The 18,251-nt window shown below is 51.1% G+C and carries 26 protein-coding genes and 1 pseudogene; 2 read left to right on the top strand and 25 right to left on the bottom strand.

The features are described 5' to 3' along the window. Positions 1-35 precede the first annotated feature (35 nt). From LVQ79_RS10770 to LVQ79_RS10675, 20 genes and pseudogenes are all read right to left on the bottom strand, one after another. The gene (locus LVQ79_RS10770; protein ID WP_232864932.1) at positions 36-776 is read right to left on the bottom strand and encodes a phage tail protein; all 741 of its coding nucleotides are present in this window, start codon (positions 774-776) and stop codon (positions 36-38) included. Positions 777-783: 7 nt separating this feature from the next. Then, positions 784-1,182: a phage minor tail U family protein gene (locus LVQ79_RS10765; RefSeq protein WP_232864931.1), complete on the bottom strand. Its 399-nt coding sequence runs from the start codon at positions 1,180-1,182 to the stop codon at positions 784-786. Next, positions 1,179-1,733 carry a phage tail protein gene (locus LVQ79_RS10760; protein ID WP_232864930.1) on the bottom strand — a complete coding sequence of 185 codons (555 nt, stop codon included), beginning with the start codon at positions 1,731-1,733 and terminating at the stop codon, positions 1,179-1,181. Before LVQ79_RS10760 ends, LVQ79_RS10765 begins: the two co-directional genes overlap by 4 nt. An 8-nt stretch (positions 1,734-1,741) precedes the next feature. Next, positions 1,742-2,017 carry an ATP-binding protein gene (locus LVQ79_RS10755; RefSeq protein ID WP_232864929.1) on the bottom strand — a complete coding sequence of 92 codons (276 nt, stop codon included), beginning with the start codon at positions 2,015-2,017 and terminating at the stop codon, positions 1,742-1,744. Then, on the bottom strand, positions 2,010-2,333 hold the full coding sequence (locus LVQ79_RS10750) for a DUF2190 family protein (protein ID WP_232864928.1): 324 nt from the start codon (positions 2,331-2,333) through the stop codon (positions 2,010-2,012). The genes LVQ79_RS10755 and LVQ79_RS10750 overlap by 8 nt, the downstream gene beginning before the upstream one ends. Before the next feature lie 81 nt (positions 2,334-2,414). Next, complete coding sequence (locus LVQ79_RS10745; protein ID WP_255668932.1) at positions 2,415-4,433, bottom strand: ClpP-like prohead protease/major capsid protein fusion protein; 2,019 nt, start codon at positions 4,431-4,433, stop codon at positions 2,415-2,417. Beyond that, positions 4,402-5,904 carry a phage portal protein gene (locus LVQ79_RS10740; protein WP_232864926.1) on the bottom strand — a complete coding sequence of 501 codons (1,503 nt, stop codon included), beginning with the start codon at positions 5,902-5,904 and terminating at the stop codon, positions 4,402-4,404. Before LVQ79_RS10740 ends, LVQ79_RS10745 begins: the two co-directional genes overlap by 32 nt. Then, positions 5,901-6,125, bottom strand: coding sequence for a DUF6148 family protein (locus tag LVQ79_RS10735; protein WP_232864925.1), 225 nt, complete (start codon positions 6,123-6,125; stop codon positions 5,901-5,903). Before LVQ79_RS10735 ends, LVQ79_RS10740 begins: the two co-directional genes overlap by 4 nt. After that, complete coding sequence (locus LVQ79_RS10730) at positions 6,122-8,227, bottom strand: phage terminase large subunit family protein (RefSeq protein ID WP_232864924.1); 2,106 nt, start codon at positions 8,225-8,227, stop codon at positions 6,122-6,124. Before LVQ79_RS10730 ends, LVQ79_RS10735 begins: the two co-directional genes overlap by 4 nt. Next, entirely contained in the window at positions 8,227-8,715 is a 489-nt protein-coding gene (locus tag LVQ79_RS10725; RefSeq protein WP_232864923.1) for a DUF1441 family protein, read from the bottom strand. The genes LVQ79_RS10730 and LVQ79_RS10725 overlap by 1 nt, the downstream gene beginning before the upstream one ends. Positions 8,716-8,924: 209 nt before the next feature. Beyond that, positions 8,925-9,266, bottom strand: a complete 342-nt coding sequence (locus LVQ79_RS10720; RefSeq protein ID WP_232864922.1) for a DUF2190 family protein — start codon at positions 9,264-9,266, stop codon at positions 8,925-8,927. A 33-nt stretch (positions 9,267-9,299) separates the two neighbouring features. Further along, positions 9,300-9,608 (bottom strand): hypothetical protein, encoded by a 309-nt coding sequence (locus tag LVQ79_RS10715; protein ID WP_232864921.1) that lies wholly within the window; start codon positions 9,606-9,608, stop codon positions 9,300-9,302. 21 nt (positions 9,609-9,629) lie between these two features. After that, the gene (locus tag LVQ79_RS10710; protein WP_232864920.1) at positions 9,630-10,313 is read right to left on the bottom strand and encodes a hypothetical protein; all 684 of its coding nucleotides are present in this window, start codon (positions 10,311-10,313) and stop codon (positions 9,630-9,632) included. Then, positions 10,314-10,529 carry a hypothetical protein gene (locus tag LVQ79_RS10705; RefSeq protein ID WP_232864919.1) on the bottom strand — a complete coding sequence of 72 codons (216 nt, stop codon included), beginning with the start codon at positions 10,527-10,529 and terminating at the stop codon, positions 10,314-10,316. It lies immediately after the preceding gene. A 30-nt stretch (positions 10,530-10,559) separates the two neighbouring features. Further along, the gene (gene lysC / locus LVQ79_RS10700) at positions 10,560-10,883 is read right to left on the bottom strand and encodes an Rz1-like lysis system protein LysC (protein WP_502258312.1); all 324 of its coding nucleotides are present in this window, start codon (positions 10,881-10,883) and stop codon (positions 10,560-10,562) included. Beyond that, positions 10,822-11,103: pseudogene (locus LVQ79_RS10695) on the bottom strand (hypothetical protein); the annotation flags it as partial. The gene lysC and the pseudogene LVQ79_RS10695, both read right to left, overlap by 62 nt. Beyond that, entirely contained in the window at positions 11,100-11,309 is a 210-nt protein-coding gene (locus LVQ79_RS10690; RefSeq protein WP_232864916.1) for a hypothetical protein, read from the bottom strand. The gene LVQ79_RS10690 and the pseudogene LVQ79_RS10695, both read right to left, overlap by 4 nt. A gap of 4 nt (positions 11,310-11,313) precedes the next feature. Then, positions 11,314-11,793, bottom strand: a complete 480-nt coding sequence (locus tag LVQ79_RS10685; protein WP_232864915.1) for a TIGR02594 family protein — start codon at positions 11,791-11,793, stop codon at positions 11,314-11,316. 2 nt (positions 11,794-11,795) lie between these two features. Beyond that, a complete protein-coding gene (locus LVQ79_RS10680) occupies positions 11,796-12,071 on the bottom strand; it encodes a phage holin family protein (protein ID WP_232864914.1) in 276 nt (91 codons plus the stop codon). Then, entirely contained in the window at positions 12,068-12,463 is a 396-nt protein-coding gene (locus tag LVQ79_RS10675; RefSeq protein ID WP_232864913.1) for a putative holin, read from the bottom strand. Before LVQ79_RS10675 ends, LVQ79_RS10680 begins: the two co-directional genes overlap by 4 nt. A 142-nt stretch (positions 12,464-12,605) precedes the next feature. Between LVQ79_RS10675 and LVQ79_RS10670 the strand changes: the two genes are divergently transcribed. Further along, on the top strand, positions 12,606-12,986 hold the full coding sequence (locus LVQ79_RS10670) for a hypothetical protein (protein WP_232864912.1): 381 nt from the start codon (positions 12,606-12,608) through the stop codon (positions 12,984-12,986). A 522-nt stretch (positions 12,987-13,508) separates the two neighbouring features. Beyond that, a complete protein-coding gene (locus LVQ79_RS10665; RefSeq protein ID WP_232864911.1) occupies positions 13,509-14,423 on the top strand; it encodes an ion channel in 915 nt (304 codons plus the stop codon). Positions 14,424-14,455: 32 nt separating this feature from the next. Here LVQ79_RS10665 and LVQ79_RS10660 read toward each other — a convergent pair whose 3' ends face one another. The 5 genes from LVQ79_RS10660 to LVQ79_RS10640 are packed head-to-tail and all read right to left on the bottom strand — an operon-like array spanning position 14,456 to position 18,249. After that, positions 14,456-14,800 carry an antiterminator Q family protein gene (locus LVQ79_RS10660; RefSeq protein WP_232864910.1) on the bottom strand — a complete coding sequence of 115 codons (345 nt, stop codon included), beginning with the start codon at positions 14,798-14,800 and terminating at the stop codon, positions 14,456-14,458. Positions 14,801-14,817: 17 nt separating this feature from the next. After that, a complete protein-coding gene (locus tag LVQ79_RS10655; protein WP_232864909.1) occupies positions 14,818-15,867 on the bottom strand; it encodes a DUF968 domain-containing protein in 1,050 nt (349 codons plus the stop codon). Continuing rightward, complete coding sequence (locus tag LVQ79_RS10650; RefSeq protein ID WP_232864908.1) at positions 15,864-16,748, bottom strand: phage N-6-adenine-methyltransferase; 885 nt, start codon at positions 16,746-16,748, stop codon at positions 15,864-15,866. Before LVQ79_RS10650 ends, LVQ79_RS10655 begins: the two co-directional genes overlap by 4 nt. Continuing rightward, a complete protein-coding gene (locus tag LVQ79_RS10645) occupies positions 16,745-17,233 on the bottom strand; it encodes a helix-turn-helix domain-containing protein (protein WP_232864907.1) in 489 nt (162 codons plus the stop codon). The genes LVQ79_RS10650 and LVQ79_RS10645 overlap by 4 nt, the downstream gene beginning before the upstream one ends. After that, positions 17,230-18,249 (bottom strand): conserved phage C-terminal domain-containing protein, encoded by a 1,020-nt coding sequence (locus LVQ79_RS10640; protein ID WP_232864906.1) that lies wholly within the window; start codon positions 18,247-18,249, stop codon positions 17,230-17,232. Before LVQ79_RS10640 ends, LVQ79_RS10645 begins: the two co-directional genes overlap by 4 nt. Positions 18,250-18,251 lie beyond the last annotated feature (2 nt).

The following is an 18,251-nucleotide window of genomic DNA, read 5'->3' as shown; positions in this document are numbered from 1 at the left end:
GTTACTCCTGGAGTGAGGGGCCAAAGCCCCTTTGGTTAAGCAGTGACAGTCGCGGCACAGATACCTACGAACAGGCCGTCATTGGTCATAACAACAATTTCAGCCGAGCCAGCCGCTTTACCAGTGATCGTTAACACATCACCATTAACCGCGACCGTCGCTTTGGTTGGGTCAGAACTTGAAGCGCGGAAGGTTTTATCCGATGCGCCGGCAGGATTAATCGTCACATTAACCGTGTCATTGGCGCCAGCCTTAATGCTCAGCGTGGCTTTATCCAGCGTCACGCCTGTAACCGCGGTGACCGGTGCGCGGTTATCTTCTGCCAGAGAAGGCTTGCCGGTGTTAGTCACTTTGACTGAACGGGTGATGATTTCTTTTGCCGGGATAGTTTTACCCAGGCTACTGATCCAGCCTTTATAAACATCAATTGTGCCGTTCGGATACTTAATTTTGTAGACACGTTTGTCACCAGATTCAAACCAGGCAACCAGATCCTGCTGACCGGATTCACCCGGTTTCCAGGCCAGTGTAATGGTTGCATCACCGGCTGACTTTGCGCCCTGGGCAGTATCGGCCCAGTCAGCATTTTCATCATCAAGGTACGTATCGTCGTACGATTCAGCCGTCAGCTCACCTGGCTGAAGGTCTTTAATTTTCGCCAGACGGGTCCAGTCAACGTCTGTTGTAGGATTGGCAAAGGCATCACCACTGCCGGTATAAATCCAGAGCGTGGTACCGGCGCCTTTTACAGGTGCAAGTGGGTTTGGTGCAGGCATAGATTCCTCACATTGTGTAAGAGAGTGAATATTTCATATCAGCAGATCCCCACGTCGCCATTTCATCATCGCGCTGGTAGTCGTAGCCCTGCGACGCCATGGTTTCAACCAGGTCACTCAGGCCAGGAATGCTGCTTAGACTCGGATAAATGCGGCTTTCCATCCACTCATCCAGAGCGGAATCAGTCTCAGCGGCTTTCAGGAATACTTCGATATGTAAGGTGGCGCTCCACATATCCTCATCAATGGAATCTTCCGTTGACTGCGCATCGGTCAGGTAAACGGCCACTGCAGGAAGGTCTTCGGGATCGAGAACTGCCGGGCGACCATCGAACCAGGTAACAGGCTCAGTAACTCCAGCCTTGAGTGCATTGAGGATCGCTATACGAATTTGCGGATGTTTCATTTGATAAGTACCAGTCGGAGTTGGTTGCGAAGCGTTGCGGCCAGCTCTTTGGGTAAGTCGGTTTCCGTGAGTTTTGTACTATGTGCTTTAAACGCCGTTGTCAGCGGTTCAGCCATAGGGATACTCACGACTTTCAGAGGGTAGCGAGACTTCGTTGTACGCTGCAGCACATGCCAACGCCCGTTATTTAACTGCTGAATGAAGGCGCCCGGGAAACGAAAGCGACACACCTGTAACACGCTACGGGTGCCGTTTTTATCCCGCTTACGCCGTGACAGTCGCACGCTTGCCGGACCTAGCTTGATAGCGGGCAGATTCCCCCGGTTCACCCTGATGGTGGCCTGTGGTTTTCGTGCCGTGGCTTTTTTCAGCCTGGCACGCTGGTTCACCAGCTTTCGCTGAACCCGGGTTTCCTGCGCGACCTCACGGGCACTTCGACTGATCGCCCGGGTGGCGATACGGTTGATAGCCTGTGACGATGCGCGGGGAACGGCGGTTTTGCTGATGCTGTTGAGATTGGCGATAGCCTGCTCCAGCCCTTTGATGGACACATTGCCTCCTACTCAATCCAGATTTGCGGTTTACCGTTAAAGGTTTTCTGGCGGGTCACCTTGTACGCTTTCCCCTGCCACACAACTTCATCCCCTTTCCGGGGTTTGAGTGTGGTGGAGAACACCACCAGCGACAGCCCCTCACCTGCCAACGGCCCCATTTCGGCATCAAACTGGCTTTCAATGGCGCGGGTGGGTTCGCCATTAATCAGTACCGGCTCTCCCATAACGGTCACCGTGGCGGCATCCATCCGGGCGGCAAACTGCGCGAACGGACTAGCCATTCAGACGAACAGCAACTGTGGTGGTATTTGCCGCAGCCGCCTCCCAGGCCTTTCCGGCTGGACTCCCGCCTGTTTCATCAATCTGGATTTTACCGTCCTTGATGTTGAGGGCTTTGCCCTGGGGAATGTTGTCAGTGGCAAGCTTAGGCAACACGACGACGCCGCTGGTTACCCCTTCGCCCGACTCACCCGCTGGAATATCTGCAATGGCCACAGCCAGCAGATCGCCAACCGGAACAGGTGTACCACTGAGAATGACAGCATTCCCGGCGTTTTTAATCGTGATGGTGTGACCATCCTGAAGGTAATTTTTCATGAGATTTCTCCACGGCTCCGCTCGGGAGCCGTTTTTCAGACATAAAAAAAGCCCTTTCGGGCCACTGGAGGGTAGTGCTGATTACTTACCGGAGGATTTCACCAGACCACGATAATCCAGTGGCGCCACACCGGCATCGATGCGCACTTTCGTGGCGATACCGTCAGTGGTGAAACCTTCCTGCTGGTCGATATACGGAGCATCAACACCGTTCAGATAAGCCACTTCAATGGTGTCCGTCCCCTGCGCAGCAGCCAGATACCATGCAGCCGGATCAGCATCATCCAGACGCGCTTCAGCAATAACTTCAGCAAAGTTCTGGATTGGGTTAATCACCCCGGCATTCACATCAGCCCCTTTTACGCTCGCAGACTTGATGGTCTGATTAGCGGTAGTTTCCAGCGCCACTGGTACCAGAATGTAAGCCGGGCGAATGTTCAGTGCTCGCTCACCCTCTTTCTGGGTGCGCATCAACTGACGACCTTTGTCGAGGTTGCTGATATCGATAGCGCCGGTGGCCATGTTTTTATGATCGGCATGGAACAATGCCTTGCCATCGGACAGCTTGCCATTCGCGGTCAGGGTGGCATAAACCAGATCGCCGATAGTCGCTTTAGCGGCGCGGCCCATTTTCATCGGCACATCGGTCAGCTGATTGAGATCATCGTTGATGATCGCCTGACGGGTCACAGAGAAAATCTCACCGTAGGTGGCCAGCGCGATGGTTTCGCCTTTATCACCGGTAGTGATGTACTTGTACTCAGCACCTTCACGGACCTGACGCAGCGACGGGAAGCCGCCCATACCCACACGGTGTGCCGTTTTGAAGTCAGACAGCTGGCCTTTTTTGGTCCATTGCTCGAAGGTTTCCGCTGACTCATCCCAGCCCTGCAACAGCGCTTTATTCGCCACATCCAGCAGGATATTGCCAAAATCAGAGGTGCTGTGAGTCAGTGCGAAACCAACCATTTGCATCGGGTTATAGGAGGCCACACCGAAACCGCGCTCAGTCAGCGACATACGCGCCAGCTCACGCAAAGTAGTGCCGTTGTAGACGTTATCACGCTGCATGTCTTCATAACCCGCGCGCGCCATCAGAGCCTGACGAATACCGTCACCGACAAAGTTACCGTTGCCCGCATAAATGTGGCTTCCCTGCTGTGAGTTCACGGCAAGCGCATAACGATTTGCATCACTTCCAGTTTTATTTGATGGCGTAGATTCCCCACCCATTTTATTGAGCAGTTTTTCCCGCGCACCTTCTAGCGAACACTCAAGATCTTCAACGCATTCGGCCTGAAGATCAGCGTATTTACCTCCAAACATTGCGAACAAATCCTTAATGGCATGAATGCGTTTCTTTTGACCTTCACGCTCCTGAGCCAGGATAGCGTTCGCATCCTGAACTGCTGACGGGTTATTTTCTGGTGGCTTGGGTAAATCTCTTGAAGCTGTATTGCGTGGAGGGGTGACCATGTTGCGAATTGTGCGTGGCATCTTCTCGAATTCCTCGATACGTTTTGACTGAATACAGGCCATTGCCTGAAGGGATGGAGTAACTTCGTCGGCAAAACCCAGCGCCAGGCATTCAGCACCGGACAACCACGTTTCGTCCTCCAGCATGGCGGCAATCTCTTCCTGAGGCTTACCGGTTTTTGCCATATAAGCCGGGATAAGTACGCCCTCCAGCTTATCCAGCAAGTCGGCGTAATCACGCATGTCGTTCGCGTCACCACCTGTGAATCCCCAGGGCTTGTGGATCATCATCATGGTGTTTTCCGGCATGATGACCGGATTGCCCACCATGGCGATGACCGACGCCATCGATGCCGCCAGACCGTCGATATAAGCGGTAATCGACGCACCATGGTGTTTCAGGGCATTAAAAATGGCGATGCCATCAAAGACATCGCCACCAGGTGAGTTAATGTGAAGGTTGATATGAGTGATATCACCCAGCGCTTTGAGGTTGGCCACGAACTGTTTTGCCGTCACACCCCAGTAGCCGATTTCATCGTAGATATAGATGTCGGCAGAGTTACCTTCCTGCGCCTGCATCCGGAACCAGCTATTTTTTGCGCTGGCTTTCGGGCGGTTCATTACCCGGTTTTTCTTCCTGGCCACTGGTGGCTCCTTTGTCATTAGCTGGGTCGGTATCGAACACCAGCCCCTGTTTACGGTTTTCATCGATTTCCGCTTTACGGCGTCGTTTCACATCATCCGGATTCGCACCGCGGGCGCGAACCCATTCACTTTCTGTTGCAGCCCCACCGCGTAGCAGTATTTTCCAGGCATTAGCCTCTTTAACCGGGTCAATCCATGGCATTACTGGACCTGAGAACACGGCGCTGTAGAGCGATTCTTTATCCACGCCAGCCGGAACGGTGATTTGGCCGGATGCGATAACCCACTTCAACCAGGCGCGGTACATAGGTCGGGTAATTGCTGCAATAAAGGCATCCTGAAGGATGAAATAGCCTTCCGTTGACTCCACCAACTCCTGTCGTTGGGCGCTGTAGGTGCCATCGTAATTACGGGCGATACTGGAAAAGCTGCCGCGAGAACCTGCTGCTACTGCACGCAACTGGCCGTTTCGGAAGGTTTCAAGGTTGGGGTTTGGGCGGTCAGATTTAATCATCCCGATATCTTCACCGGGGCGAAGATCATCAAACAGCATGCCCGGCTCAATGTTCAGTTCACGTGATCCGGCTTCATCGTCCGGGTAAGACTGCCCATCGCCCTTTTTGATAAACATACCCAGTGCGGCGGCAATACGTGCTGCTGTCAGCTCTGCGTCCTCGTATTCTTTCAGTGCAGAGAGACGTACCAGGACACCTGCAAGCATTGTATTTCCACGAACCTGATGCAGCCGGCGCATGAATTTGAGGTGTAACATTTTATCGGCACTAATATCTTTGGTTTCGCCCAGCCTCATTCCCTCAGTAGGCAGGTTTTTGTATACCAGGTATTTTGTTGCTCGCCCCCATTCATTGAGATAAATACCCTGATTTAATTTATTAGCTGGGTCGCTACGCTCTATGGGAACAAAATCAGGCTCCATCGCCTCCAGCCAGAATGAAATACCTGCAACCGGCTCCAGGCCATTTCCGGTGCCACTCACAAGCTGCGCAAAAACCTCCCCGTCACGTAACCAGGTTCGCGCCATCAGACGTTCGAGTACCGGACGTGTAAATTGTCCCGTTACTTCAGGCGAAACTGACCACTCTGCCCATTTGGCACGAATATCAGTAGCCAGCGCGCTGGCAAGCCCACCGCTTTTCAGTAATGGTTGGGGTTCAACGATGATCCCCTTTGCCCCCACAATGCGCTCTTCAAGTTTGTCGAGGATTCCAATAACCAAATCGTGATTGCAGTCCAGCCAGCGGGCCTGCTCGCGCAGAGACCGACCACCAGATTGAGTAAGCTGATTAGCCGAACGGTTTTCCCGTTTTGCCCGATGTGTGCGAGTGGGTAATACCGCCTCGTAAGCCTGGATCATCATGCGGGACTTGAGCCTTTCTGCCTTCCAGCCCGGAGAGAACAACCCAATCAGATTGTCGAGCGAACTCATCGCGAGAACCTCGCCAGTTTGAAACCACTACGACCGCCACTGGTTGAGTTAGCCGTAGCAAGTTTGCGCTCCCACTCCTGACGCCCCTCGCGGATTTTGCTCAAATCTTCACGGGTCATCTGCTGACCATTAAAGACAATTGATTTGCCCTGCAAAACCTCCATCTCAGCCTGGGTATAGAGACGGATCATTTCCTGAATACTTGTTGTGTTAGGTGTCATACCCAGCCTCCTGAATTAGATGGTGCCCATGCCGATTCGCGGGCAGGTTTCTTTGTCTTTGTTGCAGATACTGGCGGTAGCGGTTTCGCAACTGCTGCCACAGCCGGCGCATCTGTTGTGGGTTCATCCACAAGATAGGTTTCACGACGCGCCCATTCCGGTGCATCAGGCCATTTAATCTTTTCGTAGCCGTGGAGAATGACCAGAGCGTGCGCATACACCATGAGGTCAAACGCTTCGTTAGCGCCCTTACCGGGCTTCGTCCATTTGCCATCTACAGAACGCTCCTCATAAGTCAGTTCGTCGTAAAACCAGCTGCCCAGCCAGTCCGGAAAGTGGACATAGTTCGCCCCCGGCACATCACGCCACAGCGCGTTGTTGATCCGGTCTTTAAGAGCATTGGTCTGGAGAAGGTAAAGTGGGATATCGCCAGCCGCTTTCGCCCTGCGGGTTGAGCGACCGGTATTGTCCGGGAATGTTCGGGTGATCAGTTTGCTACGCGTCTGGCTGTCACCTTTAAATAACCAGACTTTGCGCTGCATACCGTCACGACGGCAGCGGCGCCAGAATTCATAGGCGTTGTCGGTAACACCATCCTCACCACCGGAATCCACCGCCATTGCCAGCAGGGTCATTCGCTTACCGGGTTCGCCATCGAGCGCCCAGGTTTTATCGAGGACATCAGTGCGCAATAAATCCCAGTCTTCTGGATAGCTACCCGGGTCAATGTGCAGGCTTTCGCCCTCAGCATTGCAGCGCATGGACTGGGTAATGTTGTAGCGATCCACAATCCAGCGCTCACCCTGGGCGCCATAGCCAATTACCTGAACAACGAAGCGGCGATTCTTACCACCCTGAACATCGACGGTCGCCACTATAAATTGCACACCAGCCGGGACCCTGCGTTTCTCGACCAGCTCCGCACGCAGCTGAAGTTCGTCACCTTTTCGCTGCTCGATGCTGGAGCGCGGCAGATAGGGTAATCCCCAGTCGGTATTGATGACCGTCTTGAGAGTTTCTTCGCTGCCGTTGACTTCATATTCCTGCTCGGCGGTCAGTAGTTTGTAAACCAGCTGCTGCCAGCTCTGGTATGCGGCTGCCGGGCCTTCCATCCAGAACGAAGCAATACGAGAACGACGGGCCTCACCCGTTACGCTGCCCTCACGGTCAATTTTCTGACCTTCACGCAACCAGATGCCCTTCATATTCAGGCTGCGTTTCATATCCGCAGTAATTACCCCGGAACACGACGGGCAAATAATATGAGCAGCTTCACTGGCTTTCACCGGATCGCTGATTTCGCGATACCCGGTCATGGCCTTCATCTCAGGCTGGAAATGCTCACCGCAGTGCGGGCAAGGCCAGTACCAGCGACGGCGATCACCACGGTTATAAAGAGACAAAATCCCGGTTGTGGGTGGCGCTTCATGCTCTGAGCTACGGCGCCATTTGGTATCGCGAATATCACGCCCTGGGGAGCTTTCCACCAGCGTCATACCGGAGGACATAAAGGTGGTCGTACGTTTTGATGCCAGTGAAAAAGCATCACCCTCCCCGTCAATATCTTCGGGGAAACGGTCATAATCAGTGAGCGCTACGCATTTGTAGTCTGATGAGGACATGATATTGACTGACGGCCAGCCTATTTTGAGGTAATTCCCTGCCCGGAATGTACGGTCGTAAACATTGTTATCGTTACGCCTTGGGCTGAGTCGCTTCGCGACCTGTGGACTGCAGCGAAAAGTTCGGTCCAGACGCTTTTTGGAGTGCTCACGCGCTTTCTCTTCCGTCATCTGAATAATCAGCATGTCCGACGGGTCACAGACGACGTTATAAACCACCCAGCCATCAATCAGGCCAATCGTCTTACCGGTTCGCGCTGGCCCGACAAACACCACCGCATCATATTCACGCGACGCCAGGCAGTTCATTGGCTCGATCACATACGGGGCTAAATTCGGGTCCCACGGAACAGAGTTACCTGCTCCCATCGGCACGCGCATGTATTCACTGACCGCATCGGCCACCAGCATGCGGCTTGGGGCACGAAGTATTCCAGGCACATCTCTGCGGATGCCCCGGGCAGATGCCCGCTTCGCCATCAGTCCTCCTCTGGCTCTTCCTCCTCCGGTTCAGCGTCCAGAACGCGCTGGGCGATCTGGTCACGTAAGTCATCAATAACGCTTTGCACCCGACTCACTGCGACAGGCGTCAGCGCACAGTCACGCTCCAGAATATCCGGCAGTGTTTCGAGAACCTGCACTACGGCTTTCGCCATAACAGAAAATTCACGCGCCACTTCGTCAGCCGGGATCAGCTGGCCTGTGTCCTGTTCAAACTTGAGTCGTTCGTTTTCGGCTTTCCAGTGCGAGAGCCTGTCGGATGGCGGCATGTCTTCAGTGGATACTGAAACGCTCGGGATCATCAGCTCAGTTAACACATCGGTAATGAGGTAGAGCTTCAGTTTGCTGTTGCTGCCGGGTGCCGGAGGGACGTTTTTAAGACGGGCGGCGACGGTCTGGCGATGAACGCCAGTGATTCCGGCGAGCTGATTGATGTTGAGTTTGTGGGTAGCTACTTCCTGGTCCATGATGGTGAACACTTTTTGAACGCTTCGACATCTTTGCAAATTGCCATTCTTAGAAAACAGCAACTTACGCACATGATGATGATGACCCTAAAACATGAAAACTAGCCGTTTTCCGCGTGCCCGCCGCCTCGTGGCAGGCCACCCTTCCGGGAGTACCTTTTATGATAATGATTATCATTTCTTGTGGTTTTGGCTGAAGCGGATCAGGGTCAGAAGCCGAGGCGCACACGTCCTTCGGGGTCGTTCGGGTTGGTGGTGATCCACGCGGTGCCGGCGAAGGCATTGGCATCACTGCCGTCCTTCTCATCTGATGTCAGCTTGCCGTCTTTGGTCAGCCACAGTTGTACACCTCGCTGCCACGTGCCCGCTGCAACCTTAGGCAGGACAAACACGCCAGTCATCATTAGCTCACCGTCTGCGCCTGCTGGGATGTCGTGTTGAGCGATACCGATTAAGGCGCCAACAATAACCGGCTGACCTGATACAACGTCTTTACCGGTACCGTTCTTCCAGTCCATGGTATTGCCGTCCTGATAGTAGTTCTTAGCCATTGGATTACCTGCCTGATTGAGAGATAGATTGACCTAGCGTCGACCCGAGCGACGCGAGCCGTAATAGCTGCGTCGTGGCGAGTATGAACGCTTGATTACCGTGCGCGTGGTGTAGTGGTGAACGACCGATGGTCGATGACTGTTACCGCTCATCAGATGCCCCATCATCAGGCCCGACATAAAGCCATGGTCCGATCCGTTCTGCACTACCACTGGTGGTTGTTGATATACCGGCTGTTGTTGTACTGATGGTGCCTGAACCATTACCGGCTCGCTTTCGTCGTGACATGCGACAAGGATTAGCGCTACCGCAGCAGCGCCAAATAGATAACGTTTTTTCATGGTGTACTCAGGGGGGAGGGATTAGCGTTTCAGAGTGGCGTTGTGAATGAGACCACCAGGACGCAGGCTGGCCTGAATAGCTTTCGCAATAGCGGTGCTTAACTCTTCATCATTGTGCTGGGTATTGATGTTCACAGTAATGACATTACCGCTTTGTGGCTGCTCCTTAGCACCGCTGGTAACTGTGAAATGTTCAGCCAGAAACTCCACTTTGCTTTGAGGCGCTAGCTCAGCGAACAATTTGCTCTCACGCACTGCATCAATAACAGCATCGCGCATATCGTCAGACAATCGGGTTTTGTGGGCGGCGGCATCAACGCCAATGGCCATACTTGCCATGTACGGCTTTCCGTAATCGTCAGTGGCCATTTTAATGCTATAGCCACTTTCTAGCTTGCCACCGGTTGCTGGCGATCCGTTAAGGCTGCTTCGCACATCAGTGTTCACATCCACACCAAAGCGGGTTTCAGCCAGATATTGAATTGCAAATGCCTGGCCCTTGACTGTCAGATACACAAAGTAATTGTCACCGCCAAATGGAGTGGCTGTATGGCTCGCTTCAACAAAGCCAGCAGCCCGCAATTCTCTGGCACCAGATTTAGATGGCAAGTCGCCCGGCTGTAAAGCTCCGCGGAAGAACAGCGCATAAAGTACGTCGCCCGCGCCACCCGATAATTTCATTGGTTTTGGATGGAGTATTTCCACTTATTTCCACCCGTTCGAAACGTCAGGAACATCTACATTATCAATTGCCTTAATATCCGTTTCATCAAACCATGATGTCACTGCGCGGCCATCACCTGCCTTGTAATGCACATAGTAAGCATTGATGTGATCGGAGTACTCCGCACGACCTTTGATGTGGCCCGCCTCACCGCTTACAGCAATTTTTACTACTTGATTAAGTTCGAACTTAAACATGGATATTTCCTCTTAATGTAAAAAGCCCCGCTATTGCGAGGCTCGTGATTGTTCTAGGGTTCGGATATCAAACTTATCCCGGTTGCACTGCCCCAGCGCAGCCAGCAGACTGACGTTTAAATCCAGACTGTCCCCGTAAGTCAGCGGATCGGGAATAAACGGTTGTGGCGTTTCAGCGGTCAGGCTGGCTGGGGTTTGTTGCTGAGGCACTGGCACGTAGACTGTCCGCGTATTGGCGCAGCCGGTTAGCTGCAACAGCGGGAACAACCCGAGCGGCACAATCATCACCCACAATCGCAGTTTTGATATCACTCGAAGCTTTCTGTGACTCCAGAGCAATCTGGTTCTTAGCATGCTGATTAGCTCCCAGAACAATATTGGTGATGGTAATAGTGCGAAGCATGTTATCCATGACAGCGCGATTGCTGTTGTTCTCACCCTGTAGCGTGGTAAGACTGGCATCGATGCGGGTGTTTTCATTCCAGAGCCACGCAATCACCACCAGCGCGGCGATAGTTAACCACCAGCGCCAGTGCGCCTTGAACAATTCAACCGCTGTGATGAGCGCCGTCATGCTTTACGCCTGTCGAAATAGACCCCAACAAAACCAGCACCCCAGCGCGTATAAAACCACACCCTGCGCCCGATTGATGGCGGGCTAATGCCCAGGCGAACAACGCTCACTGAAAATAAGCGCCACCATGGCCATGTTTGCGGGCCATGAGATGGATGCATGTCTTTGGCAAAGTGAGCTGTAGAACCCTCAAATTTTATTTTCATACCTTCATGCCTCGCTCTCCGAACGGCTCCCGTTCATCACCGGAAGTTGTCGAGTATCTTTCACCTCATTCACCGGCCAGCGATAACCAGATACACGCGAACGCTGGAACGCGCGGATATTGATGGCATCGGACTGGTTACCACCCAGCACCATCAGGTCACCGTTTTCACGCTGCCCAACGACAAATCCCACATGGCCGCCACCGTCACGACTGAATACAACAACACAACCGAAGGCTGGTTCGCGTAACTCGGCGCCCCAGTTGAGGTAGGATTTCGCAGATTCAAAGCGGGTTGATTTGATTCCGACCCGCTCGAGCATGGAACCAACGAAGGCTGCACACCATGGCGTTTCATCATCTTTAATTCCACTGCGTTTGATGTCTTTCCAGAACTGGATAATTAGGGGGTTATGACGAGGACCTTTGATTTCTAACTGACCTAAATACTTTCGAGCTTCCACCAGCCAGCGTGGTTCTTCCATTTCTAACTCCTTTTTCCAGTAATGTTCCCCCGCGAGTTCAACATCACCAGCAGGAGTATGAAGTTCACAATGACTTCAGAGCGGTCCACGATTGTGTAGTTACCTACCCACACGCGGATTGGTATTGAGATGAGCGCGACCATAGCCAGCCAGGCAATAATCGAATAGTGGAGTTTGTGACGAGAGTCAGTGCGCTGGTATGTCGCAATAATCATTGCTGTCGCCAGACTGATGACCGCATTTGCCTGAAGCCAGATGAAAGATGCATCAACTATCATTTCCCCTCCCCGGCAGTCGCTTGCTTCTCCAGCCGTGATTTGTACATGAGGACAAAAGTGATAATGACCGCAGCAGCTACCATCGCGCCGATGGACTCAGGAACAGGGATAACCTCGGTGCCAGGGGCAATCTTTCCCAGCGTGGTATTCAGTGTGGCGTTGAGTATGGCAGTCATGTACTTCGCGCCAATCAGGCCAGCCAAGAATGAAGCCAGACCGTAAAGCAGCTTTTCCCACCAGCGCAGGTTGCGGGAAGTTAGTACATAAAGCGTGGCGCCAGCGAAAGCACCCAGTATTACCCCGGCATCAGTGTTAGCCCACAATCCGGCAAACGTGACAGTAGTCACCACCGCATGAGCTGTAGCAGTGCCGGAGACAGGTTCTGCTGACATTAATCGCCCCTATTTCAATGTAAATCCTCTCTGAATGAGGGGAGTAAAAAAGCCTAAATATGCGGCTTGGGGATGCTTTGATAAAAGCTTTATGATAAAAAAACATAAAACAATGAGTGAAATTCTTAAAACATGGAGTGCTATGAACACTAAATTGCTGGTAGCAGCATTAATACTTCCTTTTTCTCTTTCTGCTCAAGCGCTTGAAGCACCTGAAATTCAGGGTTGGACTTACCTCGCAGGGTCTAAAAATTTCCTGGAGTATGCTAAAGAGGGGTCTGGTAAATTAGTTAAAGGTACAAGAACAATGCTTGTACAATTAGTACCGGTCGATGAGGCCATTAATCAAAAAGTTCAATACCAAAAATTCACCATTTCTGACAGGGATTGCAAAGCTGGATATGGCGTTATAAAACTTTACGCTCTTTCTGGTGAGCTTTTAGCCAATGTTGATTATGTGCAAGGAGGAAGTAGCGTCAGTACTGTTGTTGCAGACATATTATGTTCGATTGAATTAAAATAAATATTAACCATCGGGATTGACGGGTTTGTTCTCGCTTTACCATAGACCCCAGAGGTCTATTCATTTCGCGTACTCAAGCCTCGTCTTTTACTCTAAGCCCTCTCAATATGATGAATTTAAAGCCCCAGCACAGGTCAGAGCTAAAAAGTTGTTGCCACATTTCGCCGTGACCGCGCCGGTTTCCCGGTCGTATGTTTTAGGCTGTTTACTGCGTTAATCGGTTCGCCAGTCCAAACTCAGTGATGCTTTACGCCGCCTTTCCCTCACTACGTCGCCGTGGGAACCCGACCGAATTAACGCCGTCGTCGCGCGGCCTGACATTAATCAAGCATCTGTATTTGCGGTCTCACAGCTTTGCTACTTCATTTTCAACCCCCAGAAACTTCAAAACCCCGCCGAGGCAAGGTTTCTAGTTTGATAAGTGCTGTGTCTTTGTGACCATTCTTATCATAGTAGCGATTAATTTGCGTACGCGTTAGCAGTTCCTGTAAAATGTTTTTTTGCCATCTCACTTAAAGCGTAATGAAAAAACTTACCCCCCATATTTTCAAAGGAAAGAAATTTAAATCACCTGTATTTTTCCTTTATCCCTTAACAATATTTTTATTTGCTGGAGTGTATTATGTAACTTGGCTTGCCCGCCCTGATTCATTTATAAAAAATAATGAATTAAATACAACACCTTTGCAGAATGTTATTCATTTAGCAAGCAGCAGGGATGAGTACATTACCCCACTCATGGGTGGCATTAAAAAATCAGACCTAGATGAAAGGACCAATAAATTAATCAATGACTTTAATACTACAAATGAAGAAAGCAAAAAACTGCATGAATTAATTGCAGAAAATAAAGTTAAAGAAGAGCCACTTAGAAGTCAGTTGGAAAAACTTTGGGGTCAAAACTCGACCAACTATGTGAACAAATCGACAAAAAAACTCGAATCAGAATTAGATAACAAAATCCTTGAACAAAAAGAAATTGAATCAAAATCGACTGTAAGCAATCGTAGTGAAATGGCTTCAGCATCTGCACTAAAAGCAATTGAGATACAACAGGCACACTTAGATATTGCCATTGCCAAATATTCAGCGAGTTCTTATGTACTTGCTCATGGCATGGAGTTTCACGATCCTGATACGCTTTCAAAAATTAAAGCAATTACTAAGTCAACTCGAGATGCGCGAAAGAAGATAGAAAGCAATGATCTCAAAATTACATCTATAAAAGCCACAGCATATCAGTTAGCCATAAGTATTAGGCAAGATAACCTCAATTACATAGACTTTCTTTACTATAGTGTAGGGATTGCAACAACTACTACATTTGGGGACATCTTAGCAAATGATAGAATTATTAGGTTGTTTGTTTGCATACAATTACTAATCTCAATATTAATACTATCAAAGTTAACTCAAAACTTCCTTTCAAAAAATTAAGTAAAGCCCTCATTGCGAGGGCTGTAAATATTTTAATTAAGAATTGATAAAACACCGTCTACAAACCCCATTGCTGTTTGTATTTCTTTTCGGATAGTCCCGTCTGAACACTTACGTTTCCTTGCAATGGCTCGCAATGAGATACCCATCACAAAGTGAGCGATGACGAGATCGTACTCTTCGGGCCTGTATTTACGCAGCCGGGCAACACATCCATCAATCATGATCCCTTCATCGTCGTCACATTTAGGACGTGACTTCTTACCGTGGGGAATCAAACCCTTAAAACCTGCTGCAATATGTTGCCAATCTACACCACTGTTATATGACGCAGCCCAGGCACCCCAGCGGTCTAAAACTTCGTACATATCACGCATTGCTCATCTCCATACACTTACGCTTTAACTATTACGCCAATGGCCATCACGCGATCCAGAAAACGAAACACCAGCTCAAGCTGGGTTCCATACTTCAGTTCGAATGCTGCTAAGTCGGCGTGCAATTCGTCGTGACACTCTCTGCACAGAGGGATCACGAAGAGGTCGTGGGCTTTTGTCGCTGTACCACCCATACCATGCCCGATGATATGGTGAGGATCGTCAGCGGGTCGTCGGCAGCATTCGCAGGGTTGGGTTTTCACCCATCGGGTATAAACCGGATTTATCCAGCGACGCCGCTTCGGTCGCAGCATGAATGATTCAGGGCTTTCCGGATCAGCGATAAGTTTCAGGACGGGTTTAACCGGCTCTTCGAGCGTATCTGCGTGAGCTCTAACTACTGCACTGACCGCTTTCACTTTCTCCTTAACAAGGCTGGTGGCCGGAAGTGAGGGCACAATGTCACTCTCTTTATATACGGACAGGAACGGCTCTTCCGGCTTCCGCAATGCTTTACGAGCCATCCCTTCAGGAAGGCAATCAACCAGGTCATAACGTATCGCCCACCAGCAGAGTTCTGGCAGCGTCAGTTGATGAGTGCCATCAAAACCAAGGTTACGCAGTGCTGAAGCAATGACGAATTCCACCACGTTCCGGCGCGCCAGATCCGCAAGTAGCTCTGTCGCCTGCTCTCGCACCTTGTTATCGCAATGCCAGCAAACGCGAATTGAACCCGGTGGGTAAGACATGATGACCATTTCGGGGTGGTGGTAATCACCGTGCGGATACTGACAACCATTCTCCCTGATGAGGGATGCGTTAAGTGTCGAAAGGCCACCAGCAGCCTGAATCACACGTTCATTCGTAAAGAAGGCCAGCAGCGCCATATCATCAGAAAGCGGTTGTGTTGCCGCCGGTACAATACCGGACGGCAATTGCTGCAAATGCTCAGGAACACATTCAATCAGCACGCGACCCTGATGGAATAGAGCCATCACATCTGAGCCTGGACGGAATAGCGCCAGGCCGAGACGCGGGGCAATTTCAGGGGTAAGGATTGCCCTCATGCTGCTATTCCAACGATAAGCGCCCTTACCTCACCTATGATTTCCTCGCGGCTGGCACGTTCGAGCCACCGACTATAGATATGGTCTTTGACTTGCTGCTGTTTAGCACTCTGGAGGTTATCCAGCTCAGGCAAATCACCGATCAGCAGATTTACTTCCAGTGGATAGATTCGTTCTTCCTCACGCAGCTGCTCTGTAGTTAATGTGACGGGCACCGACTCTGGAGCAGTCTCCATCGCTACAGGCTGAATACGTCCGACAGCAAACTGTGCCAGCGCCATAGCTGCACGCCCTTTCGCCTCCAGATCTGTACGCTGGATATAGCTGAAACGCTCACCGCGCCATGACTTGTCAAAGATGGCGATAACTGCGCCAAAACCTGCAGATGATTCGGTTGGTTGCCCTACATCTGGTCGGTACCAATAAGGAAGGTCGAAGCTAATACGCCCGCGAATAAATGCCACATGGTCCGCATCTTCCGGCCACCATGCCTCCCCCGTAGCAGCTTTAATCAGAAATACATAACGCCCGCCCTTTTCTCTCATCGCCAGGGCATGGTTGATGATGTGAGTCATTCCAGTTACCGCCTGTTTTTCGTGGTACTGCGAGCGGCTATATGGCGGGTTTGCATATGCACCACCGCCAAGCTCGGCGAGGCGTTCTGACCAATCCTGAGTCAGTGCGTTGTTTTCTGCTGTATACCAGGTCGGACACTTTGCGTTGCTATCGTCTGCAAACAGATCCAGAACCAACGGGCCAAACATGGCGTTAATACCCCAAAACAGGTGATCTGGTGTACGCCACTGATCGCCCACTTCTTTAAGCTCATGAGCCGCCTTTGAACGAAGGGCCTCAAGGTTTTTGCAATAATTACTCGTCATACCAACCCCACTCCCACAAAGTGACCTGCCACAGTTGAGCTATCGCCAGAAGGTCGGCTTCCACAGCGGCTCCGGCAGCTAACAATTTTCTCGCGTAACGTTGTTTCTGATGTCACGTCGAGTAATTCCAGAAACGCCTGGTTTGCGCGGCGTGATAATCCTTTGAGCTGCAGCTCTTCTGCTTTGCTAAAGCGGCGTTCCCACTCTTCAGGGCTGATGATTTGCTGTTTTGGTACCGCAGCTGGAACATGAACAGGTGCAGAGATGGCAACTACAGGAACAGGTTCGCCTGCAGCGATGGTGTAGGAGAATCGGTTATTACTGCCCGTCCTGCGGTTTATTTTTCCCTGCATAGTCAGGCGGGTAAGCGCAGAAGACACCGAGGAACGATCAACATCAGGCATGCTTTTAACGACCGCAGAGATCTGGGTGCCTGGGTTTTCACTGATGAAATTAAGGATCAGGTTTTGAATTTGCACTTTCATGCTGCTTCCCCCTGGTTTCCGCGCTGTGCCTGTTCTTTCCAGATAGCGTTCCAGCGGCTAATGGCAAATTCTGGGCGCTGTTTGCGGAGGTTCGCCGTGCTAGCTGCTTTACAAACACGCTGTTCAAGTTCACTTGGTTTGGTCTGAGAAATGGTTCCACTCATGTACCGGCGATATGCAGCATCACGTTCGGTTGTGTCGCCTGCTGGCACTTCCCCCGGTTTAACCCACTGGCCGTTCACATTTTCAGGTCGCCCAGCAGCATGCCACTTCGTTGCCGACTGGAGGTAGCCAGGGAATTTTTCGTTCTGGAACAGCGTCGTAGGACGCAAGTATTGGGCCATCTTGAGGTCTTGCCCCCACTTCTCCTGGCTGTAATCCACAACCAGTTTCAGATCGTCAACGGTGAAATCTTCCCCCAGCCGTGCACGGATATTCCCTACCGAGGATTTACTGACCTGATACCGTGAACCTGTCACAAGGTTCAGGTGGGAAAGAACCTGTTTAGCCTGATCAGTAATTTCAACTTCACGGTCGGTCTGCGCAGCAGGCTGACGAGAGTCTTTTACTTCTGATGGATCTTGTTTTGATTTTACTGACGGATCCCCGCCAGATTCTGCCGGGTCAAAACCACTCTTCTCGGTCAATTTTGACCCATCAAATTTTGACGCGACAGATTTTGACCCGGCAGTTTTTGATGGGTCAGATTCTGACAGGTGAGCAAATGCCGCCGCTTGCAATTTCGCCACGTTAAGACGGTATACATTGGAGGCATTGCGATTACCCTTACGGCGGGCTGTGCGGGATAACCAGCCTTCAGCTTCAAGCTTTGCGACAGCAGTTCTCACCGTACTTGCACCAGCACCAATCTGACGCGCAATGGTTTCAATGGATGGCCAGCAAACGCCCTCATCGCTGCTGAAATCAGCCAGGCGAGCCATAATGGCAACGCTAGATAACTTCATGCCAGACGACGCGCAACCATCCCAAACATAGGAAGATAATTTAACACTCACTA

Origin of the sequence: Buttiauxella cochleicola (assembly GCF_021282405.1) — a bacterium.
Lineage (GTDB): Bacteria > Pseudomonadota > Gammaproteobacteria > Enterobacterales > Enterobacteriaceae > Buttiauxella > Buttiauxella massiliensis.
The sequence above is the reverse complement of the archived record's forward strand: the minus strand, read 5'-3'. Positions and strand labels throughout refer to the sequence as shown.